Source organism: Cardiobacteriaceae bacterium TAE3-ERU3 (assembly GCA_019218315.1).
Taxonomy (GTDB): Bacteria; Pseudomonadota; Gammaproteobacteria; order Cardiobacteriales; family Cardiobacteriaceae; genus JAHUUI01.
Genome location: JAHUUI010000004.1, coordinates 143,302 through 164,775, shown reverse-complemented (window position 1 = coordinate 164,775; position 21,474 = coordinate 143,302). Strand labels below are relative to the sequence as shown.

Here is a 21,474-nt window from a genome sequence, read left to right as displayed (position 1 = left end):
TGCGCTATTTTAGCAGATTTGACACCATGACAAGGGGGCGCTTGATGCGGTTACTGGGAATGATGCTGGCATTACTGTTGATTGGCTGTGGCAGTCAGCCTGATTCACAGCCAGAAAAGGTTGCATTGAACGATGCGGCAAAAGGCGCATTTTATCCGTACCGTGATGCGCGTTTTGCGCGTGAACAGCAGCCGTCAGTAGCGCAGCAGGATGATGCTTGTGCCTTGCTTGCGGCTCGTCCGCATTGGCGTGAGGCTTTGCAGGAGCTGCGCCACAATTGGCAAATTGAGCCGTGGTATGTACTGGCGTTTATGTATCAGGAGTCGCGCTTTAACCCGACTGCAATGAGTAAATCGCAAGCGTATGGGCTGGCGCAGGTGAAAGAACCGACGTGGGAATGGTATGAGCTGAAACGCGGACGGGTTAATACCTCGCGTGAGCGCTTTGACGACGCGACCGATTTTATGGGCTGGTATGCGCACCAGAACCGCATCCGCAACGGTATTGAGCTCAATGACGTGCGCAATCAATATCTCGCTTACCACGAAGGATTGGGTGGCTATGAGCAGGCGAGCTTTATCGGCAAACCGTGGTTACTGACGGTGACGGATAAAGTGGTTGATCGTGCGATGATGTATCAGGCGCAGCTCTTTACCTGCCCTTTATAAATTATGCCTGTAATGTATTGGCCTCAAGATCACGCTGAGGTATCGGCGGCACTGCGTGATGGGGCAGTCATCGCTTATCCGACTGAAGGTGTATTTGGTATCGGTGGTGATGCTGCTAATCCGGCTGTGGCCACTGAGGTATTGCGCTTGAAAAAAGGGCGTGATGTGGGTAAAGGGATGGTTGTGGTGGTGAGTGATTGGTCGCAGTGCGCTGGCTGGGTGGACGGCCTAAGCGCAGCTGATTTTACTGGATTGGACGCGGCATCGGCGACCCGCGCAACGACGTTTATTCTGCCGGCCAGTGATCAAGTGCCACAAGGTGTGCGCCATCGTGACGGTGGTATTGCCATTCGCCGCAGTTCGCATCCGGTTGTGCGTGCTTTATGCGCTTGCTTGGGGCGGCCAATCATTTCGACTTCGGCCAATTTGCCCGGTGAATTACCAGCGCGTAGTGTCGCAGAAGTGCAAGCCATTTTCCCGGATATGATGGTGATTGATGCTCCGCTTGGTGATGCTATGCGCCCGAGTCGGATTGTCGATTGGCGTAGTGGACAGGTTCTGCGCGACTAAATGACTTGATTAAATGGCTTAGGTAGTTTGGCAGCCATGCCAAGCTGCGATAAGATTCGCTTTTTGTATTTCCGCATAATGGCGGGGAGCGTTTATGAAAATTGGTATTCTTGGCGGCGGTCAACTGGGGCGGATGTTCTTGCAAGCAGCTGCCAATTATCCTTGCTCGATCAGCGTGCTTGATCCTGCAGCTGATGCGCCCTCAGCAACGATGGCTGATCACTTTGTTCAGGGTGACTTTAACGACGAGCAGACGGTGCTTGATTTTGCTCGTGATCTTGATGTGGTTGGTATTGAAATTGAGCATGTCAGCGTTGCTGCGCTGCGCAAGCTGAAAGATCAGGGTAAGCGCGTTATTCCCGAGCCACGTGTGCTGGAAATGATTCAGGACAAGGGTACACAAAAGCAGTTTTATGCAGATCGAGGCATTGCCACTCAGGACTTTTATCTGATTGCCGGCTGTGATGAGCTAGATCTGGAGCGCATTCCATTGCCTTTTGTGCAGAAAGCACGCACTGGCGGCTATGACGGTAAAGGCGTGCAAGTGCTGCGCAGTGAAGAGGACTTGGAAAAACTGTGGGATATCCCTTCGGTGATTGAAGCGATGTGCCCGATTGCCAAGGAAGTAGCAGTGTTCGTCGCGACAGATGGTGCTGGCGATGTGATCTGTTATCCAGTGGTGGAAATGCTGTTCAATGATGCGCTTAATTTGGTCGATGTCGTCAAGGCACCGGCCATCATTAAGGATCACCAACGCGAACGGATCATGGCATTGGCCGAAGATACCGTCTTGGCGCTGGCTAGCCCTGGTGTCTTTGCAGTAGAAATGTTTATTGATACGGAAGGTGAAGTTTGGGTCAATGAAACCGCACCGCGTGTCCACAATAGTGCGCATTTGACTATTGAGGCTTGCCCAAGTTCACAGTTTGACCAGATGTGGCGTATTCTCGCTAATCAGCCACTCGGTACGGTACAGCTCTATCGCCCAGCAGCAATGGTTAACCTGATTGGTGCAGATGGACATCAAGGAGAGGCGGTGATGCCGCACCTTGATATGCTGCTAGGTATGGATGAAGTATCGGTTCATTGGTACGGTAAATCTGAAACGCGCCCGGGGCGAAAGATGGGCCATGTGACGGTGCTCGCGGCAAGCGATGAAGTATTGATGCAAAAAGTCGAAAAAATTAAATCGTATGCGGAGGTAAGTGCTCGTGGCTAAAGTAGGGATTGTGATGGGGAGCGACAGCGATCTGCGCGTCATGGATGATGCTATTGCTGTATGTCGCCAGTTTGACGTGGAGTATGAAGTCACCATCGTTTCGGCGCACCGCACCCCAGAGCGCTTGATTGATTATGGTCGTACTGCGGCAGATCGTGGATTACAAGTGATTATTGCCGGCGCCGGTGGTGCAGCGCATTTGCCGGGTATGCTTGCTTCATTGACGCCGTTGCCGGTGATTGGCGTGCCGGTGCTTTCGAGCAACTCAATTGACGGCTGGGATTCTGTGCTTTCTATTTTGCAAATGCCGGGTGGTGTGCCAGTTGCGACTGTCGCATTGGACGGGGCAAAAAATGCCGGATTGCTCGCAGTGCGTATGCTCGGCATAAGTGATGAAACTCTACGTGGTCGTATGGCGGCGTATCAGGACGAAATGAATGCGATGGTGCTGGAAAAAGCCGAAGGGCTGAAAGATAAATATCCCTGCGATTATTGATCAGTATCATGATGTAAATCGAAGTATTCATGTGTGAACCATGCGTTGTCAATGCCATGGATTGTGATGCCATACTTGGCTAAGTAGCGCATGGAATCTTCGCCTGAAAAGTTTTTTATCATGAGTCTGTTAGTTTTTTGGCTTGGCCTTGTCTGTTGTGCATACCCATATCACCAAGCTGATTGCGCCGACTATTACAGATAAAAATGCACCTGTCAGCAAGGTTGTTAGCAGGGCAAATAAAAATGAATCGGACTCATGGACCAGCTTATCCACCAGCATAATGGCTGCTGAGCCAGCCCATATTTCGGGGATAAATGGTGGCAGATTATTGATGGCGAATAGATTGAGTACCTGCAGACCTGCTTTGATATAGACGCCACGGACTAATGCGCGTTGACCTGAAAAATGCTGATGTTTGGCTAGATAACCATCAAGCAATGTATAAAAGACGATAAAACAGACAACGCCACTCAATATACCGGCTAAATAAGGTAATGAGTTGCCTAAAAAGACCGCCCAAAAAAAGCTGGTAATGGCATTGACGATGACCCATAGTATCCAGAATGACCAGCGTAATTGCATTGTATGCCTTCAGTTTGCTAACAAAGCGTGAGATTGGAAGAATATTTTCGACGATAATAGCAAAGAAATTGATTGAATGATTTTTTGTGGAATCCAAGGAGTGTGCAATGCAGATTTACCATCGACGCTATGATAGCCGCCGGACAGCGGTATTGGCTGGGTTTAGCTTGTTTGTTGCGGCGCTGATGGGCTGGGCATTTTATAAAAATGCTACATTTCAGCCCGTGTGGCTGCTGTTTGTCTTGATGCCATTGGTGGTTATTTGGATACAGCGCAAACCGCCGCTCGTTTTTAACGAACAAGGCGTGAAATGGACGTATGCTTTGTGTGAAGAAAAGACGTTGCCTAGAGTTGGTTTTATTTATTGGCAAGACATTGAAGAGCTGACTTGGTTGCCGCGCAGTGAAGGTGGCGGTAGTGTTTTTATCGAATTTCATCGTGGGGCGTTGCAGCGGAACTTCCCGAGTGTGGGTGCATCATTGCCAGAAAAACATCATGGTGAAGTGGTTAGTATTTTGCTATTGCTTCATTGGTTGGATGCAGATAGTGAGCAGGTATTTAACGAGATGCAGAATGCTTGGGAGAAGGCACGAGATGTAGCAAGCTAACTGTAGGTAGCGTGCCATTGTGATCTATTTATCGGGGTAATGTGTATTACCCCGATTTTTTATGCGCCTACTTTGATGAGCTTAGGCGTAGTGGAATGTGAAAGTTTGCTCGAGGTCTGCACTCAGGCTGTGTGCGACCGGGCAGGCATGAGCAGCAGCTTCAAGTTTGGTGCGAACGTCCTGCGGATAGTCGTGATTGATGTGGAATGCAATGCTGATTGCACTAATTCGGCGTGGATTGGCCGCCATGGTTTTTTGCACTTCGGCGCGGACGTCGTTGAACTCGATGCCGAGTGAAGCAGCTTTCAGGCCCATGATGGTCAATGCGCAGCTTGCCAAGGCGCTGGCAACGAGGTCTGTTGGGGAAAAGGCTTCGCCCTTACCGCCATTGTCTGTCGGTGCGTCGGTTGAGATGACGGTGCCACTTTGATTGTGGGTGGCATCTGTGTGGAGGTTGCCAGTGTATTGAATAGTAGCTGTGTTAGACATGAAGTTCTCCTGAAGTGAGGGAAAGAATCATTTATTTGGGGGCGTAAAGATAGCTTATCAAATTATCTGTCATATACGAGCCAGAATATGGCGTTGTGGAGGTTAATAACAGTAGGTGACTGTTTATTATTTTTCATACAAGTCGGACATTACAGGGTTAGATGGTTATAATTGCGCCATATTATGAATTTGGGGCGCGTGATGACGCCGAATAGAAAAATAGTGTTAATTGGCCCTATGGGGGCCGGGAAGACGTCGCTCGGAAAACGCTTGGCGAGTAAATTGCGCTGGCGCTTTGTCGATACCGATCATGCACTGTGTGAGCGTACTGGTGTCGATATTCCGACGATTTTTGAAACGGAAGGGGAAGATGGCTTTCGTCGCCGTGAAGAAGGTATCCTCGCTGAAGTGCTGAGTGAACCGCACGACTGCATTGTCGCCTGTGGTGGTGGGATCGTGCTCAGTGCACTGAATCGCCGCTTGATTGCCCAGCAGCGCTATGTGGTGTTTCTCGATGTTTCGGTCGAGAGGCAGATGCAGCGTATCGGGTCAGACAAGCGACGCCCACTGACGCAGGTACCGAATGTCGCAGAGCGCTTGCAACAGCTGCGTGATGAACGGCTCGGCTTGTATGAAGGGCTGGCAGATTACCGCCTTGATACCGACGCGAATTTCTTCTCGCTGTCGTTTAAAAAACTACTGACCAGAGTGAATGAAGAATTGCAGCGTGAAGGGCTGTAGTTAATCGTCTTTGGTATTCATGCAGCATGCCTGCATCTCACCACCCCTTTGAACGTTATATAAACTTTTCAAAGGGGTGTTTGTATTATTGGGAATATGCTTTTTAGGCTAAATATGACCTAATATCAGTGAGCAGTGCATTAGCCTTGTTGCTCACGCAGTTCCTTGATCGCCTGATTGGCGAGCTGGTCGGCGACCTCATTGCCGGGATGACCGCTGTGGCCTTTGACCCATTGCCAGTCGATGTCGTACTGTGCAGCGAGGCTATCGAGTTCTTGCCACAGTTCGACATTTTGCACCGGCTTTTTCTGTGCGGTTTTCCAGCCGTTCTTTTTCCACGAGTGCAGCCATTGGGTGATGCCGTTTTTGACGTACACCGAGTCGGTGGTGAGGATGATTTTGCACGGCCTTTTTATCGCTTTGAGTGCTTCGATCGCTGCTTGTAGTTCCATGCGGTTGTTGGTGGTGTGTGCTTCTGCGCCACAGAGGGTTTTCTCGTGTTTGCCAAATTGCATCAGCACACCCCAGCCGCCAATGCCGGGGTTGCCTTTGCATGCGCCATCTGTGTAGATGTTGAGTGCCTGATCTTTACTGGAGCTACTCATGGCGGCTCGCAATCATTTCGCCCATGTGGATTTTGTCGGCTTTGTTCAGCGCGGCATCAGACCAGTTAATCCTGTTTGGTTCAAACAGCAGGATGACGGTCGAGCCGAGGTTAAAGCGGCCAATTTCATCACCTTTTTTGAAGCTGCGCGGCTGGTTGCGGTAGTCATAGGTATTGTTGGCGGCGTTGAGTACGTCACCATGCCAGACGGTGGCAATACTGCTGACGTTCAGAGCGCCGACCATGACCAGCGCCATGCGCCCAAATTCGGTATCAAACATGCAAACGACGCGCTCGTTGCCAGCAAAGATATTGGGGATTTTGTCGAGCAGTGAGAGGGCGACGCTGTGCTTGTCACCGGGGCAAAAGCGCATCTCTGTGAGGGTAGCATCGCAGGGGATGTGGATGCGGTGGTAGTCATCTGGGGCGAGATAGAGAGTGGCGGTGGTGCCATTGATAAAAGGCGCGGCCCACGATTCGCTGCCGAGCAGTTGTGCCGCTGAATACGGCATGCCTTTGGCTTGCAGCATGGTGTCTGCTTGCAGATTTTCATGGATAGCGCAGCGCCCATCTACGGGGCTGACGAGGTGTGCTGGATCAGCGTCTATCGGGCGTGCTCCATCGGCTAACGCACGGGTGAAAAAGTCGTTCAGGCTTGTGTAAGCGTGCGGATCTTTTTCAGCGGCAAAGCTGGTATCTGCACCGGTAATCCGCATGTATGTCGATATAATGCGGTTTTTAAGGGTAGGATGGGTTACGCGCGCAAGGCGGTACATGGCAGCGCTCATCATGCGCCGCGGTATCAGTTTGTATAGGGTCGTATTCATGCGTGTATTCTAGCGTAATTGCTATTGGTGCGTCAGCCGCTTTATCGGTTGGGGCGTGATGACGTTGGCATGTGCTCTGTGTCAGGAAAAGTACGAGCCTGATGCGGCGCAGATGGCATCTATCGGTGAGGCTGCTCATTGAGAAAATATTGCAGCAGACTCCGTGCGTGATGCAGCGGTGTGTTGGTCTGGCGCTGAATGATTTTTACGGTTTTCAGCGTGTGGTTCGCCGTGGCGGGATTTGCCTTTTAAATCATGATACGAGCTTGTTTTTTTGTGTGTAAAGCTGCGGTAACATTTCTACTCTAGACTTCATGAGAATTGAGAAGTTTGAGGGGGAAAAGATGATTGATATCGAAAAGGTGTATCAGCGTAAAGCACGAGGTGCTTGGCGCTGGCCTGTGATACGGCAGGGTGCCGTGGCTTTCTTGCGCTGGATGCTCAAAGAGAAAGAAATTAATCATTTTCTCCGTCAATATGAACATTTGCCGCTCAAGGAATTTATCGAGGAGGTCTTTGCTGAGTTAGGCGTGGACTATACGCTGAAAATGGATACTGATGCGGCTATTTCTGCGCAGGGTCGTTGCGTTGTGGTGGCTAATCATCCATTGGGTGGTCTTGATGGGCTGATGCTGCTGCACGCGATGCTCTCCGTGCGTGATGACGTCAAAATTATTGCCAATGAGCAGCTGTGCGCGTTAACACCGCTGGCGCCGTATATTATTCCAGTCAACGTATGGAAGAACGACTTCGCTCGCAATCAGATCAAGAGCGTTCAGGCAACGCTGGAAGATGGCGGGGCAGTGATTGTTTTTCCGGCTGGTGAAGTGTCACGAGCGGGTGCGGATGGTATTGCTGATCGCAAGTGGTCGAAGGTGTTTTACCAAATTGCCAAGCGCTGCGACGCACCGATTGTGCCGATCTATGTTGAAGGGTTGAATGGTCCGTGGTTTTACCGCATCAGCCGCTATTTGCCATTCATGTCGACATTGATGTTGGTGCGTGAGATGTGGCGTGAGCAGTATGAGCGCATCACGTTGCACATGGGCAAGATGTTGCCGATTAGCTTGCTGCAATCGTTGCCAGTTGATGATGCAGAGGTTGTGATGCTGATTCGTGCGCATGTCTATGGGCTGGCCGATGATGGTGGCGGTATTTTCCACGCACCACAGGCGGTTGCACAGCCGGTTGATGACAAAGTGCTTCAGCATGCTATCCGCTCGACAACAGTGTTGGGTGAAATTAACGATCAATACCGCGTATTGCTGCATCAGCCGCATAAAAACCCGATTTTATTGCAGGAAATTGGTCGCTTGCGTGAAATTTCCTTCCGCCAGGTTGGTGAGGGCAGTGGTCAACCGCGAGATTTGGATCACTATGACAGCCACTATCAGCATTTACTGGTTTGGGATAAAGAAGACCAAGCGATTATGGGGGCATATCGCGTATTGCCGGTTGCGAAAGGACATCGTGAAAAGCGTCTTGCCCAGCTTTATACGCAAGGCTTTTTTGATTTTGTCGGTGATCAGTCGTGGCTTGATCAGGCGATGGAGCTCGGACGCGGTTTTATTTGTCCTGATTACTGGAATACCCGCGCACTCGATATGATGTGGCAAGGTATTGGCGCTTATTATGCGACGCGTCCACATCTGCGCTATTTATTCGGCGGGGTGAGTATTTCGCCACAATATCCCAAAGAGGCGGTGGATTGGCTGGTCGGATACCATCGCCTCTATTTTGTGCCGGACGAGCCGATCGTGCGCGCGCGCAATCCGTATGTGATCAAGCCAGCGCAGCAGCGCAAGATTGCTGAAAATTTCGCCGGATTGTCGCGTGCCGAGGCTGAAAAAGTGCTCAAAAAGCGCCTCAAGCACATGAATTTGGTCATTCCTCCGTTGATGAAGCACTACGCGGCACTGTGTGACGAAGGCGGGGTGGTGTTTGGTGATTTTTCGATTGATCCCGCGTTTGGTTTTTGTGTAGACGGGTTTGTGGTGGTGGACATGAGCCGCATGAAAGCGAAGAAATACGAGCGCTATATTGCGCCGTTTGTGCGAGAGTATAGCGGTGATGTGGCGAGTGGCATGGTGGTTTGATTGTCTTGCCAAAAAAATGTAGATATCAACAGGTGTGCCGTAGTGGTACACCTGTATGAAGTGTTAATAGATGATTGATTTTAAAGGCTCTCATCTATGGGTTCAGGCTATAGTACGTTACTTTGATGCTTCCTTGATAATGGCACAGGCAATACGCGCACCGGCACCGCCGATTGGCTGGCTGCTATAGTCATCAGGGTTAACGTGAATAATGAGTGCGGCGCCGTCTTCATCCATTAAAGCAGCTCTGTCCTCGCTGGCATCAAAGCCGACGTAAGTTGAATACAATTCTACAGTCAGGCTACCATCTTCATTGACATAGACGTTAGGTAAGTCGCCGGCATCATTTGCTTCGGGATTCAGCAGGCCATGAACCAGTTCATCACTGCTGTGATGCACATGGCCGCCAGCACTTTTGAATTCCGGATGTTGGCAATCGCCTGTTTCATGGAAATGTATGCCGTGCCAACCAGCGGGCAGGCCATTTGCTTCAATGCGTAAAATAACCCCTTTTGGTGCATCGGTCAGCTTCACAGTGCCAATGGTTTCACCGGATTCATTATATAGATCAGCACTTTTTTGCTCTGCAGCAGATACGGCGATACTACTGAATAGGGCGGTCGATATCAGGCAGGTAGTAGCAAGAGAACGTATATTCATAAAATATTCCTGGTTGATGTTGTAAAACAGATAGGATTTGTAGACTGGTTATTGTGGCAATTCGTGAACCCTGACAGAGGCATACGGGCTTTGGGCATGCCGCAATAGTCATTGAAATAGTTAAGCCTTTAGATTATGGGGCAAGAAAGCAAATGTATAATTAAAATATAGCAAAGGCACGTACACATTGGCGCGTACACATTTATGCAGTGTTTAGGTGTGACATAAGCCGTTGTTTGCTTGTGATGGTCAAGCCTTTAAAATTTATCCTCAAGGATATGGTTGAAAATAAATCAAAGGTGTTGGTGATGAATGATCATATATTCAGTAAGCTGGAAGTCAGCGAAGCGCTTCATGCAGATTTGACTCTGCGCCAATGTGGCGAGATAGATGTGTTGGTGCTCAGTCATGCGCATTGTGAGGCAGCAGTGTCACTACAGGGCGCGCAATTGTTGCATTGGCGACCCGCGACAGTGAAGCAAAATGTGATCTGGCTAAGCGAGGTGGAACCATTTAAAGCCGGTCATGCCATTCGCGGTGGCGTGCCGATATGTTATCCGTGGTTTGGCAAAGCAGATGGTGAACCGGCGCACGGTACGGCGCGGATTCGCAACTGGTCGCTCGATGATTGGCAAATCGGCGATGAAGGCGCGATTCTGCTGTTCGGGCTTTATGACGATCATGGTCTGGAAGCGACCCTGCACATACAGCTTGGCGAGGCTTGCATGCTAACCCTGACCCATCAACGCGACACCCGGGCGCAAGCTGCGCTACACAGCTATTTCCAGATTGGCGACATCACGCAAACCCACGTTTCCGGCTTGCCGACCAGCTGTTTTGATGCCAATGCACAACAGCAAAGCGAAGTACCGTCCCCGCGCGAGATTGACGCACCGACAGATTGTATCTATCAAATTGAACAGCCGGTGCAATGCATTCATGATCATGGTAACCAGCGCACCATTACTTTGGTCCACAAAAACGCCAGCGATACGGTGCTGTGGAACCCGTGGTATAACACACCAAGCGCCATGCGCGACGATGCTTATAAAGAAATGCTCTGTCTGGAAACTGCGCGAATTAATCGGCCCTTATTACAAGGCGAAAGCCTGAGTGTTAGTATTTTGGTGAATGCAGCGATTAGTACTGACTGATTATTTTCAGGAATATAAGTGAAAATATTAGAGGCAAGAAAACTATTAACAGCTATATCAATTTGCTGGCTTTTAATGAGTTCTTTCTTACTTTTTATCTCGCCAAGGCTTATACAAGCAGATAATCAATTTACGTATATAAAGCACAATCATAAGTTACATTATTTTTTCAATAAAAATGGAACGGTAAAAGAAATTCGCTTTGTGAATAATGGGAATTTATATTCTGTTATGTGTGATGAACACCCGCAACTGTGTCTTGAAAAACCATCTGAAATATATGTGTTTGGCTTTGTTCAATGTATGACGAAATCGACTGTCTTTTTTGAAGATAAAATCTATCAATTTATGAAAACAGGCCTGATCAGAGATCATTATGCAGAAAATAATATATGCCTAAATTTCAGGAATAGATTGCTTTATCTTTTAACTTTTATCATCTCGTCAATCTATCTTTTGTATCTATTTATACGGCAAAAAATGAGAAAATGATAGAACTTCACATGACCCTATTTATTATCACTCTTGTCCTGATATAAAGCCGAATTTTAAAAATTTGCATGACATTAAAGATGCCATATTAATCTCATTTATTTTCCATTGCCTGAAGATTCAATGCGGCATTGATCGCATGCGCTAGGTCGCGCGCGTAGTACTGCATGGATTGTGCCTGGGTAGGCCACAGATTGGGATCACTCGTGCTGAAGGTATCGAGATTGACGTAGATTGCCGGGCAACTTTCGCCGCTATATGGGTCGCTATAGGCATCGGGCTGGACGTGGTGTAGCGGTACGCTACGGTATGGGCTGTGGGTTTTTGTCGTCCATGTTTCGAGAACGTATTGCGCGAGTTCGCTGGCGGTTTCGTCTTCAGGGTCGGTGGCAATCCATAGGCCTGTGCCAGCGCCGTCCGGCTGGTCTTCAGGGTTGAAGTGCAATTCTACTGCGAGCAAGGTGCAGCCGTCTGCTTCGGGTGCCGCGCCAAGTTCTTGCAAAATAGGTGCATCACTGGCGATGCTGTATCGCATACCACTGTCCTTGAGTAGTTCGGTGAAAAGCATTGTCGCGAGGAGGTTGGTGGCTTTCTGTTCACTGATGCGGAAGGCATCGTGTTCGAGAGCGAGGGGTTGCTCGTCGCCGGCAGCGTGAATAAGCATGTCGGCCGCATCGGCAGTGTGGATGACAGCGGCGAGTGAGGCGGCAAGGAAGATTTTGTTCATAGTAGTCCAGCGAGTTGGAAGAAGGTGCGATAAGCGTCGGCTTTTTTTGCTAGTGCGAGTGGATAAGCGCGTGAGGTAGATGGTAGGCGGTAGAGCGTAAGCGATCGTTCGTCAATATGAATAGGAATGCTTTGGTTGGTTTTCGGCGCTTTGTCTTCGTGCTCACAGAGGCTGAGGATGATGTCGGTGGCTTTGCCGCCAGTGGTCATGATCCAGCGGCAGTCGGGCAGTTGCGCGATGGTGGTGGCGAGATCGACGGTTTCGACGATGGTGAGGTGTTTGTCCGAGGCGTTGCCGTGTTCACGAATCGCTTTTCTGACCGTGGGGACGAGGGCAATGCCGCGTTGGTAGAGAAAGTCGCGGATGCGTTCCGGATCGAAGCGGTGTTCTTCGCCGACTTGAAAATGTGCCGCGTCGTTAAAAAAGACCAGCCCGTAGATGCGCCACATATCGTTGTAGAAGTTGGGGTAGTGAAACGGCATACACCATTTTTCAGGGCGTGGTGGCATACTGCCACTCATCATGACGGTAGCATGTGGCGGCATGATCGCGGCAAACGGGTGGCTTTCGACGGCCGGTGCGTTAGTTTGCGACGTCGGCACGGGTTCAGGCATCGGCGTTGACGTCCTGATAGCGATCATCGCGTGCAAAGGCAGTGGCGACGTAGCTGCACTGTGCCTTTATTTTGAGGTTTTCACTGCGCGCGTATTCTACGAGTGCATTGAGTAATTTCCCCGCGATGCCTCGTCCGCGCAGCGGCTGATCGACGTAAGTGTGATCGGCGACAATGATGTTGTCGCCTTGTGGCTTGAAGGTGATCTCGCCACCTTTGCAGCCGTCGTCTTTAGTGTAGATAAAAGCGTTGCCTTGTTTGTTTATGCTCATAATTTCCTATCAGGTTATTTACCGAGGACGCGGTCTAGTTCTTCTTGCTCGATTGGTCCGTAAGGTTGGCTGCGGGTTTCACCTGCAAGCTCCATGCGGTAACGGATAAAGTCAGCTTCGTCGTTGATCATCAGGAAGGGGTTGTGCGCAAATTGTTCGCCAAGGGTGGATTCTTCACAGACGCTGTAGTCGTGGCCGACCCAAATACGCGTGTCAGCTGAGAGTTTTTTCAGCTTTTGCAAGCTGCGGTAGAGGGTGGAAGGATTGCCACCTTTTAGGTCGGCACGGCCACAGCCATAGATAAACAGGGTGTCGCCAGTGAAGAGGTCATTGCCAATATGGTAGCAACAGCCGCCGATAGTGTGCCCTGGGGTGCTGATGACGCCGATGCTTGAACTGGCAAAGGCGATTTCATCACCATCATTAACGAGAATGGCGTCTTCCGGGCAATCTGGCCAAACAGGATGCTCTTTTTCACTGATGAAAATAGTTGCTTCAGGATAGAGCTTATAGAGTTCGTGAATAGCGTTGACGTGATCATGGTGGCTGTGGGTGATGAGGATCATTGTTAGGGTCAGATCTTCCTCATCGAGTACATCGGCGATGCCTTCTGCATCCCACGCAGGGTCAATGACGGCTGCTTCACTACTTTGGCGATCAGCAATGACGTGGATGAAATTGTCGCGGTCTTCGACTTTGAGTTGGATGACTTCGTGGCTCATGATAATTCCTGATGCTATTTAGGGAGGATTAATTGTTGTGCGTTTTCATAACGCGTGCTTTTTGGCGCTGCCAGTCGCGGTCTTTTTTCACCGCACGCTTGTCAAACTCTTTTTTGCCTTTGGCAATGGCGATGTTGACCTTGACGTAGCCGTTCTTCCAATACAGGTTAACTGGTGCGAGCGTGTAGCCATCGCGCTCAACAGCGCCAATCAATTTGCTGATTTCGTGGCGGTGCAACAATAGTTTGCGCGTACGTGACGGGTCGGGAAAGACGTGTGTCGATGCTGATGGCAGTGGATTGATATAGGCACCGAATAAAAAGACTTCGCCATTTTTTACCAATATATGACTTTCCTTGACTTGAATACGTCCGGCACGTAATGCTTTGACTTCCCAGCCCTCTAATGAGATACCGGCCTCGAAATGCTCTTCGAGGAAGTAGTCGTGAAAGGCCTTTTTATTGGTGATAATGTTGTTGTCGTGTGCGGGTTTTTTCTTGCTCATGTTTTTCTTGTCCTGAGCGCTGGTTTACAATACCGCGCAGTCATTAAATATAAAGGCTCTATTGTGCCACAGATCCGCAAGTCGAAAAAATTGCCATTTAGTTCTGCGCAGATGTTTGATCTGGTTGCCGACGTCGAGCGCTATCCGGAATTTTTGCCGTGGTGTAGTGAGGCGAAGCTGGTTAAGCGCGATGATAAAGAAATCGTCGGGTCACTGACCGCGGTTAAAGGCGGGCTGCGTAAGTCATTCACCACGCGTAATCACTATGAATATCCTAAGTGGATGGATATTACGTTGGTTGAAGGGCCGTTTAAGAAGCTCAACGGGCGCTGGGATTTTGTCGAACAGAATGATGGCGGCTGTGTGGTTAATTACCGTATGGATTTTGAAGTGCCGTTCTTTCTTGCACCGATTCTTGGCGGGTTGCTTGATTATATGGCCAATACGATGGTAGATAGTTTTGCGCAAAGGGCGAGAGCGGTTTATGGCGACCCTGCACGTTGAAGTGGCTTATGCCGAGCCAACGCGGCAGAAGATTATTCAGTTCGTGATCAACGAAGGTACGACAGCAGCGCAGGCTGCAGCGCGCTCTGGTATCGTGCGATTTTTCCCCGGGCTTGACTTAAAAGACGCTGAATACGGTATTTTTAGTCAGCCATGCGCGGCGGATCATGTATTGCGCGATGGTGATCGGGTTGAAATTTATCGGCCATTGATCGCTGATCCAAAGGAAATGAGGCGACAGCGGGCGCGCAGGACATAAGTCCGCAGGAAAAATTGGTGCAAGTATGGTGCAAAAGCACCATTTTTTTGTCACGAAATTTATTTTCCCACTTTATTGCACTTCTTTTGAAATTTTCATCTTAAAGCGTAGATTTTTTCATCTTTAAACCGCTATATACTTGACTCTACATCAGCTTATAATTGGCTATCTCTCTTTATATATTGCAAAAAAGCAAGGTATGGTTATAATGTGGGAAATTGTGCAATAAAAGTATTTCCCTCATGTTTCTCGGTACTTTCCCAATTTCGCTAGATAGCAAGGGTCGCTTGTCGATCCCGGCGAAGTTGCGCGATTTTTTTGCCGAGGAAAGTGACAACACGCTGGTGATAACCGCAGATGTTGAAAAAAACCTGCTGGTTTACACGCTTGATCAGTGGGAAAAGGTCGTGCCACAACTGGTTGCTTTGCCTTCATTTAATGCTCGTGCACGCAGTATCAAACGCCTGTATATGGGCTACGCCAATGACTGCAATATTGATGCCAGTGGTCGTGTACTGATTCCACCAGCTTTGCGTGAATACGCCGGGCTGGATAAGAAGGTCATGCTGGTTGGTATGGGGAACAAATTTGAGCTGTGGGATAAGGCGCGTTGGGATGAGGTTAATGCGCAAGATGCTGCGTTGCTTCTCAACGATGGTTTTGAAGGTTTTGATGATGTGCTGGGGTCACTGTCGTTATGAGTCAGCATGTTTCAGTTTTACTTGAGGAATCGGTTGCGGCGCTCGACATTCGCTCAGATGGTGCATACCTCGATGCGACGTTTGGTCGCGGTGGCCACAGTCGCTTGATCTTGCAGCAGCTTGGAGAAGGTGGGCGGCTTTATGCGCTTGATCGCGATCCGCAGGCGGCAGCTGAAGCGGCAGGTATTGATGACCCTCGCTTTCATTTTGCACGGGCTGCTTTCTCGCAGATGGCTGGCGCTTTTGCTGATATTGAGCGTGGTTCGCTTGACGGTGTGCTGTTTGACCTCGGGGTATCCTCACCGCAGCTTGATCAGGCTGAGCGTGGTTTTTCTTTTGCCAAAGAAGGGCCGCTTGATATGCGCATGGATAACGAAGTCGGTATAACGGCAAAAGAGTGGTTGGAGACGGTCAGTGAATCAGATTTGGCGCGAGCCATTCGTGATCTGGGCGGTGAGAGCCACAGTATTGCACGGCGTATTGCCCGCGCGATTACAGCTGAGCGAGGCAAGCTCAATACGACGCTCGATCTTGCCGAGGTCGTTTCGGCTGCGATGCCAAGGAAATATCATCGCCCGGGTTATCACCCGGCGACGCAGACGTTCCAGGCAATTCGCATATCGGTTAACGATGAAGTTGGCGAAATTGAGCGCGCGTTGGCAGCAGCGACAGATTTATTAAAAAGCGGCGGGGTACTCGCTGTGATTACTTTCCACGGACTGGAAGATGCGCTGGTCAAGCGCTTTATTCGCAGCCGTGAGGGTGAAGATTTACCGGCGGAAATTCCGTCACAAAGTGGCAGGATCGGTCAAGAGCTCGAGCTGATTCGTCCACTGATTAAGCCATCCGCACAAGCGGTAGCGGCGAATCCAAGATGTAGAAGTGCTCGTTTAAGAAAGGCGGTAAAAATATGAAACTGATGTTATTTGCGGTAGCGGTATTGCTGGCTGCAGCTGGCTACAATGGTGTGGTTGATGCGCAATATGCACAACAACACGGTCAACTGGTTGGTGAGGTTCAAGCGCTGAAAGAAGCGCGTGATCAAGTCAATGCGCAATGGACGCAACTTTTGATTGAGCAAAAAATGCTTGCTGATGACAGTGTGGTTAGCCACGCAGTACAGGCTGGTATGAAAATGCACCTGCCGGGCGCCGAGCAGGTTGTTTATCTGGATTGATTGACCTGGATTAATTAAATGGCACGTTCTGCTTTCCGTTATGGTGGTAAAACCCGACGCAATGTCGCTTTGGCTTTGCTGGGCATAGCTGCGTTATTGATTGTCGCCAAGTTGGTGTTCTTACAGACAGTGACGGCAGACTTTCTCGTTAAGGAAAGTATGAGTCGTTCATTGCGCATTACGGAAGAAGATGCGCTGCGCGGTATGATTCTTGACCGGGAAGGTGAGCCGTTGGCTATTTCATCGGTCATTAGTAATTTGGTGGTCAATCCGCGCCAAATGTGGGCAACGATTAATGGCGATTTCACTCGCTTGCAGGAAAAATGTCTGGCTAAAAAAGATATATCTCCAGATTGTGACTGGGTGAATGATAATGACCTTGATCAAGATGTCCGGCTGGTGCGGTATCAATATCAGCGCCTGAGGCCAGCAGCGATGATGCTTAATCAAAGCGTTGATGAACTCTACCGTACATTGGATAAGCGTAAGAACCGCCAGTTTTATTACGTTGAGCGCAGTTTGTCGCCAATGCAGGTCGATGATGTCTTGTCGGCAAATGTGCCTGGCTTTGATCGTGAAGATACCTATCAGCGCTTTTACCCTACCGGTGCCTTGATGGGGCAAATCATTGGCTATACCGATATTGATGAGAAAGGTCAGGAAGGTATGGAGTTGGTGTACAACTCATGGCTAGCCGGGCAAAAAGGGCAAGTTAAGGTCATTAAAGACCGCAACCGCAAGACGCTGCGTATGGTTGAAGAAATCCGCCCAGCCTCGCCGGGCTCTCCATTGCAGCTGAGTATTGACAAGCGCATTCAATACATCATGCATGATGTGTTGCAGCGTACGCTGGATCAGTTTAGTGCCAAATCAGCCTCAGGGGTTATGGTTGACGTCAAGACGGGTGAAGTATTGGCAATGGTATCGTTGCCAACCGGAAACCCTAATAACACTATGGAGCGCAAGCCTGAGTTGATGAAAAACCACATCATCACGGATGTGTTCGAGCCGGGTTCAACCATTAAACCAATCGCTGTCGCTGCGGCACTTGATGCTGGAGTGATTACGCCGTCAACGCGCTTCAATACTAATGGTACATTGCGCATTGGCAAGAATATCGTGCGCGATACACATTGGTATGGTGAGCTTGACACGACTGGCGTAATTCGCAAGTCATCTAACGTCGGTATGGCTCTGATCAGTAAGCGTTTACCAAAAACGGCGTATAACGATTTTCTGCACCGCATGGGCTTTGGCCGTAAAACAGGTGTCGCATTCCCGGGAGAGCAGGCTGGTGTGGTTCAACCAGCAGAAAAGCTCAATGAATTTGGCTATGCGACCACTATGTTCGGTTATGGTATGTCTGCCACGGCACTTCAATTAGCTCATGCCTATGCGACACTGGCTAACGACGGCGTTGCTCTGCCATTGTCATTGCTTAAGCAGAATATGCCACCGGAAGGTGAGCGAGTTTTGAAAGCTGAGACAGCGCAAGCTTTGCGCGGTATGTTGGTTGCAGCGGTGAGTCAGGGTGGTACGGGTACACGTGCGCAAATGCCAAGCTATACCGTGGCTGGTAAGACAGGAACTTCGCATAAGATCATTGATGGTGGTTACGCTAAAAACCGCTATCGCTCGCTGTTTGCCGGTTATGCACCAGCAAATAATCCACGTATTGCGATGGTGATCGTCGTTGATGATCCTGTTGGTAAAGCGTACTACGGTGGTCTCGTTGCTGCACCACCATTTGCTGAAATTGGCGAATGGGCACTCAATATCCTTGGGGTACTACCTGATAAGGTGGCGAAATCCGATCAAGTTAAGCTTGAATTCGAAGTCGATCCAGATATGGCGCCAGATTTGGCCTTGATTGAAGATCCATCAGCAAGGGTAGTGCAGTGATACGCTTACCTGAATTGCTACAGCGTGATGATGTGCCCGATGTAGCTGTACGCAATATTGAAACCGACTCGCGCTTGCTCAATGAACACACGTGGTGGTTGGCCAGTAAAGGCGTTTCCTCGCATGCACTCGATCATGCTGGTGGAGATTTGCTGTGTGCTGGGGTCGTTTATGAGCCACCTTATGCGTCAGTGGATCCTCAATGGATCGCTTTTTCTGAGCTGAGCCAGCATATTGGCGATATCGCAGCCCGTTTTTACGATCATCCCAGTCAAAAAATGACCGTATTTGCCGTGACCGGTACTGATGGTAAATCGTCACTGGTACATTTTTTGGCTCAAGCACTTGATGCGGGCATGATTGGTACGATTGGTAATGGTCGTTTGGAAAATTTGCAAAAAGCCAGCCATACCACACCGGACGCACTCAATATGCAGCGCCTGTTGGCAGATTTTGTCACGCAAGATATTAAACGGGTAGCGATGGAAGTGTCTTCCCATGCGCTGGATCAAGGGCGTATTGGTGGCGTGGATGTTGATGTTGCCGTGTTCTCAAATTTAAGCCGTGACCATCTCGATTATCATAATGATATGGAAGACTATTTCCTCGCCAAGGCACGGCTGTTTTCGCGCCCAATTAAGCATGCTGTAATCAATATAGATGATGAGTACGGCCGACGCTTGATTGATGACAACCTGATTTATCCTGATGCGACTATTTGGGCCGTGAGCAGCCATGGTCGGCTTCATAACCGAGCGGATCATTTACTGCAAGCCAAAGAAATTACCCTGCACAGTGGTGGTATTCGCATGATGCTTCAAGTTGATGGTGAAGCTGTTGCGATCGACAGCACACTGCTCGCACGATTTAATGTTGATAATCTGCTCAATGTTGCCGCGTGCTTACTCACAGACGGTTTGGCAGTAAGTGATCTTGCTGCAAAATTGCGTGGCTTGCGTGGTGTACCTGGGCGTGTCGAGCGAATTGCATTGCCACAAGGTTGTGCAGCTATGGTGGATTATGCGCACACGCCTGGCGCAGTGGAAAATGCTTTGCAAGGTGTGCGTGCGCATGTTGCAGGTAAATTGTGGGTTATTTTTGGCTGTGGCGGTAATCGCGACAAAGGCAAGCGTCCATTAATGGCTGCTGCAGCCGAGCGTTATGCAGATTGTGTGGTCGTGACGGATGATAATCCACGCCATGAAGATCCAAATGTGATTGTGCAGGACGTGCTTGCTGGTCTTGAGTATCCACAAAAGGTACAAGTTATTCAGCCTAGAGATGTTGCTATCCGCAGTGTGTTGGCGCAGATGCAGGCGGGCGATGGTCTGTTGATTGCCGGAAAAGGGCATGAGGATTATCAAATTATTGGTGATATTCGTCATCCGTTTAGCGATCAGGACGTGGTACGCAGCTGGGTGGAGGAAGTATGCAATTGAAGTTGAGTGATGTTGCAGAACTTACTGGCGGTGTATTGCACGGTAACGATGTGCCAATTACCACGATCAGCACTGATACACGTACGCTAAATGAAGGTGCTTTATTCATCGCACTGCGCGGTGATCATTTTGATGGCGACAAATTTGTTGCCACAGCAAAAGAGCAAGGTGCAACGGCTGCTATCGTGCACAATTTACAGGCGGTAGATTTGCCGCAAATTACCGTTAGCGATACCCGTGCTGCACTGGCTGCATTGGCTCGTGCACATTGCAGATCTTGCCAGGCGAGTGTGATTGCATTGACGGGCTCTAATGGTAAAACGACAACCAAGGAGTTGTTGCATCGTCTGTTAAGCGAGCGCGGTAAAGTGCTGGCAACGCAAGGTAATTTAAATAATGATATTGGTGTGCCACTGACGTTGCTACGCCTGCAAGGCGATGAAGACTTTGCCGTCGTCGAAATGGGTGCAAACCACGAAGGTGAAATTGCCCGGCTGGTCGCAATAGCTGAACCAGAAACAGTATTGGTGACTAACGTCTCGGCTGCACACCTTGAAGGATTTGGTTCGCTGGATGGCGTTATTCGTGCCAAAGGTGAAATGCTGGCCGCGAGTGCCGATGCGCATATCGCACTTAATTTGGATTTACCTTGTGCACAAGCGTGGCAAAAAGCTTATGGTGAGCGCATTGGCACAACTTTTGCTCTTGATTATGCCGCAGATATTACGGCGCTTAACATTGCCAAAGATGGGCGAAGCTTCACACTTGTTGATGGTGAAGACAGTACGCATATCGATTGGCAGTTGGTCGGGCGGCACAATATCGCCAACGCACTTGCCGCTTTTGCTGTGGCGAAGTCATATGGCGTCAGTGTTGAAGATGCTGCAAAAGCATGGTCGGGGCTGCGCTTAACGCAAAGCAGGCTCACTGCCTATCAGGTTCATGGCAATACCGTTTACGACGACACCTATAACGCTAATCCTGCATCCTTTAAAGCAGGCATTGATGTGTTGGCAGGCGAGCAACCAACATTGGTTGTTGCCGGTGCAATGGGAGAGCTTGGTGAGCATGCGCAAGCGCTGCACCAGGAAGTTGCCGATTATGCACAGATGCGTGGTATTGGCGGATTTTGGTGTGTGGGCGAGGGTGCTGCGCAATACGGTATGGAAACGAATTTCTTACGTTATTTTGATGATCATGTAGCAGCGGCTACGGCATTAAAAGCGTGGCTGGAGCAGTCGGAAGGCGGCGTTGTGCTGGTCAAAGGTTCGCGTAGTGCGCGGATGGAACGGGTAATTGAATTAGCAGGTATTAATAGCTGCGGACATTGATGCAGGGAAGCTGTCCGCTTTTGGATGTAGTTATTGTATGATGCGCGGTTTTTATTTTGCGATTGCTTGTTATTTGTGGCGCAGAATATGAGTGGCAACACCGTGAATTGGTA

27 protein-coding genes are annotated in these 21,474 nt (G+C 49.5%); 17 read left to right on the top strand and 10 right to left on the bottom strand.

Annotated elements, in window-relative coordinates; genetic code table 11:
• Positions 1 to 62: 62 nt before the first annotated feature.
• From KRX19_09270 to purE, 4 genes are all read left to right on the top strand, one after another.
• Complete coding sequence (locus KRX19_09270) at positions 63 to 668, top strand: transglycosylase SLT domain-containing protein (protein ID MBV7435211.1); 606 nt, start codon at positions 63 to 65, stop codon at positions 666 to 668.
• A gap of 12 nt (positions 669 to 680) precedes the next feature.
• The gene (locus tag KRX19_09265) at positions 681 to 1,238 is read left to right on the top strand and encodes an L-threonylcarbamoyladenylate synthase (protein ID MBV7435210.1); all 558 of its coding nucleotides are present in this window, start codon (positions 681 to 683) and stop codon (positions 1,236 to 1,238) included.
• Between the two features lie 94 nt (positions 1,239 to 1,332).
• Positions 1,333 to 2,457: a 5-(carboxyamino)imidazole ribonucleotide synthase gene (locus tag KRX19_09260; protein ID MBV7435209.1), complete on the top strand. Its 1,125-nt coding sequence runs from the start codon at positions 1,333 to 1,335 to the stop codon at positions 2,455 to 2,457.
• Positions 2,450 to 2,953: a 5-(carboxyamino)imidazole ribonucleotide mutase gene (gene purE / locus KRX19_09255; protein MBV7435208.1), complete on the top strand. Its 504-nt coding sequence runs from the start codon at positions 2,450 to 2,452 to the stop codon at positions 2,951 to 2,953. Before KRX19_09260 ends, purE begins: the two co-directional genes overlap by 8 nt.
• A 129-nt stretch (positions 2,954 to 3,082) precedes the next feature.
• On the opposite strand, the gene KRX19_09250 is transcribed toward purE, so the two are convergent.
• Positions 3,083 to 3,538, bottom strand: coding sequence for a hypothetical protein (locus tag KRX19_09250; protein MBV7435207.1), 456 nt, complete (start codon positions 3,536 to 3,538; stop codon positions 3,083 to 3,085).
• 107 nt (positions 3,539 to 3,645) lie between these two features.
• Between KRX19_09250 and KRX19_09245 the strand changes: the two genes are divergently transcribed.
• The gene (locus KRX19_09245) at positions 3,646 to 4,146 is read left to right on the top strand and encodes a hypothetical protein (GenBank protein ID MBV7435206.1); all 501 of its coding nucleotides are present in this window, start codon (positions 3,646 to 3,648) and stop codon (positions 4,144 to 4,146) included.
• Positions 4,147 to 4,227: 81 nt separating this feature from the next.
• Here KRX19_09245 and KRX19_09240 read toward each other — a convergent pair whose 3' ends face one another.
• On the bottom strand, positions 4,228 to 4,635 hold the full coding sequence (locus KRX19_09240) for an OsmC family protein (GenBank protein ID MBV7435205.1): 408 nt from the start codon (positions 4,633 to 4,635) through the stop codon (positions 4,228 to 4,230).
• A 201-nt stretch (positions 4,636 to 4,836) separates the two neighbouring features.
• On the opposite strand from KRX19_09240, the gene KRX19_09235 reads away from it, so the two are divergent.
• Positions 4,837 to 5,376, top strand: a complete 540-nt coding sequence (locus KRX19_09235) for a shikimate kinase (protein ID MBV7435204.1) — start codon at positions 4,837 to 4,839, stop codon at positions 5,374 to 5,376.
• Between the two features lie 140 nt (positions 5,377 to 5,516).
• Here the strand turns inward: KRX19_09235 and rnhA are convergent, their stop codons facing one another.
• A complete protein-coding gene (gene rnhA, locus KRX19_09230; protein MBV7435203.1) occupies positions 5,517 to 5,981 on the bottom strand; it encodes a ribonuclease HI in 465 nt (154 codons plus the stop codon).
• On the bottom strand, positions 5,974 to 6,807 hold the full coding sequence (asd, locus tag KRX19_09225) for an archaetidylserine decarboxylase (protein ID MBV7435202.1): 834 nt from the start codon (positions 6,805 to 6,807) through the stop codon (positions 5,974 to 5,976). The genes rnhA and asd overlap by 8 nt, the downstream gene beginning before the upstream one ends.
• 344 nt (positions 6,808 to 7,151) lie before the next feature.
• Here asd and KRX19_09220 point away from each other — a divergent pair, with 344 nt between their 5' ends.
• Positions 7,152 to 8,903 (top strand): lysophospholipid acyltransferase family protein, encoded by a 1,752-nt coding sequence (locus KRX19_09220; protein ID MBV7435201.1) that lies wholly within the window; start codon positions 7,152 to 7,154, stop codon positions 8,901 to 8,903.
• Positions 8,904 to 9,020: 117 nt separating this feature from the next.
• On the opposite strand, the gene KRX19_09215 is transcribed toward KRX19_09220, so the two are convergent.
• On the bottom strand, positions 9,021 to 9,563 hold the full coding sequence (locus KRX19_09215; GenBank protein ID MBV7435200.1) for a superoxide dismutase family protein: 543 nt from the start codon (positions 9,561 to 9,563) through the stop codon (positions 9,021 to 9,023).
• Between the two features lie 308 nt (positions 9,564 to 9,871).
• Between KRX19_09215 and KRX19_09210 the strand changes: the two genes are divergently transcribed.
• A complete protein-coding gene (locus tag KRX19_09210) occupies positions 9,872 to 10,717 on the top strand; it encodes a hypothetical protein (protein ID MBV7435199.1) in 846 nt (281 codons plus the stop codon).
• An 18-nt stretch (positions 10,718 to 10,735) separates the two neighbouring features.
• Positions 10,736 to 11,209: a hypothetical protein gene (locus tag KRX19_09205; GenBank protein MBV7435198.1), complete on the top strand. Its 474-nt coding sequence runs from the start codon at positions 10,736 to 10,738 to the stop codon at positions 11,207 to 11,209.
• A gap of 94 nt (positions 11,210 to 11,303) precedes the next feature.
• On the opposite strand, the gene KRX19_09200 is transcribed toward KRX19_09205, so the two are convergent.
• From KRX19_09200 to smpB, 5 genes are all read right to left on the bottom strand, one after another.
• Positions 11,304 to 11,936: a hypothetical protein gene (locus KRX19_09200; protein MBV7435197.1), complete on the bottom strand. Its 633-nt coding sequence runs from the start codon at positions 11,934 to 11,936 to the stop codon at positions 11,304 to 11,306.
• A complete protein-coding gene (locus KRX19_09195) occupies positions 11,933 to 12,481 on the bottom strand; it encodes a DNA glycosylase (GenBank protein ID MBV7435196.1) in 549 nt (182 codons plus the stop codon). Before KRX19_09195 ends, KRX19_09200 begins: the two co-directional genes overlap by 4 nt.
• A gap of 61 nt (positions 12,482 to 12,542) precedes the next feature.
• A complete protein-coding gene (locus KRX19_09190) occupies positions 12,543 to 12,821 on the bottom strand; it encodes an N-acetyltransferase (protein ID MBV7435195.1) in 279 nt (92 codons plus the stop codon).
• Between the two features lie 14 nt (positions 12,822 to 12,835).
• A complete protein-coding gene (locus KRX19_09185; protein ID MBV7435194.1) occupies positions 12,836 to 13,543 on the bottom strand; it encodes an MBL fold metallo-hydrolase in 708 nt (235 codons plus the stop codon).
• A gap of 28 nt (positions 13,544 to 13,571) precedes the next feature.
• Entirely contained in the window at positions 13,572 to 14,048 is a 477-nt protein-coding gene (gene smpB / locus KRX19_09180; protein ID MBV7435193.1) for an SsrA-binding protein SmpB, read from the bottom strand.
• On the opposite strand from smpB, the gene KRX19_09175 reads away from it, so the two are divergent.
• From KRX19_09175 to KRX19_09140, 8 genes are all read left to right on the top strand, one after another.
• Positions 13,968 to 14,552: a type II toxin-antitoxin system RatA family toxin gene (locus KRX19_09175; GenBank protein MBV7435192.1), complete on the top strand. Its 585-nt coding sequence runs from the start codon at positions 13,968 to 13,970 to the stop codon at positions 14,550 to 14,552. The genes smpB and KRX19_09175 overlap by 81 nt on opposite strands.
• On the top strand, positions 14,533 to 14,811 hold the full coding sequence (locus KRX19_09170) for an RnfH family protein (protein ID MBV7435191.1): 279 nt from the start codon (positions 14,533 to 14,535) through the stop codon (positions 14,809 to 14,811). Before KRX19_09175 ends, KRX19_09170 begins: the two co-directional genes overlap by 20 nt.
• A gap of 242 nt (positions 14,812 to 15,053) precedes the next feature.
• Positions 15,054 to 15,512, top strand: coding sequence for a division/cell wall cluster transcriptional repressor MraZ (gene mraZ / locus KRX19_09165; GenBank protein MBV7435190.1), 459 nt, complete (start codon positions 15,054 to 15,056; stop codon positions 15,510 to 15,512).
• Positions 15,509 to 16,426, top strand: a complete 918-nt coding sequence (rsmH, locus tag KRX19_09160) for a 16S rRNA (cytosine(1402)-N(4))-methyltransferase RsmH (protein ID MBV7435189.1) — start codon at positions 15,509 to 15,511, stop codon at positions 16,424 to 16,426. The genes mraZ and rsmH overlap by 4 nt, the downstream gene beginning before the upstream one ends.
• Positions 16,423 to 16,689: a cell division protein FtsL gene (locus tag KRX19_09155; protein ID MBV7435188.1), complete on the top strand. Its 267-nt coding sequence runs from the start codon at positions 16,423 to 16,425 to the stop codon at positions 16,687 to 16,689. The genes rsmH and KRX19_09155 overlap by 4 nt, the downstream gene beginning before the upstream one ends.
• An 18-nt stretch (positions 16,690 to 16,707) precedes the next feature.
• A complete protein-coding gene (locus KRX19_09150; GenBank protein ID MBV7435187.1) occupies positions 16,708 to 18,591 on the top strand; it encodes a penicillin-binding protein 2 in 1,884 nt (627 codons plus the stop codon).
• Positions 18,592 to 18,623: 32 nt separating this feature from the next.
• Positions 18,624 to 20,030 (top strand): UDP-N-acetylmuramoyl-L-alanyl-D-glutamate--2,6-diaminopimelate ligase, encoded by a 1,407-nt coding sequence (locus KRX19_09145; GenBank protein ID MBV7435186.1) that lies wholly within the window; start codon positions 18,624 to 18,626, stop codon positions 20,028 to 20,030.
• Entirely contained in the window at positions 20,021 to 21,361 is a 1,341-nt protein-coding gene (locus KRX19_09140) for a UDP-N-acetylmuramoyl-tripeptide--D-alanyl-D-alanine ligase (protein ID MBV7435185.1), read from the top strand. The genes KRX19_09145 and KRX19_09140 overlap by 10 nt, the downstream gene beginning before the upstream one ends.
• The last annotated feature ends 113 nt before the right edge of the window (positions 21,362 to 21,474 follow it).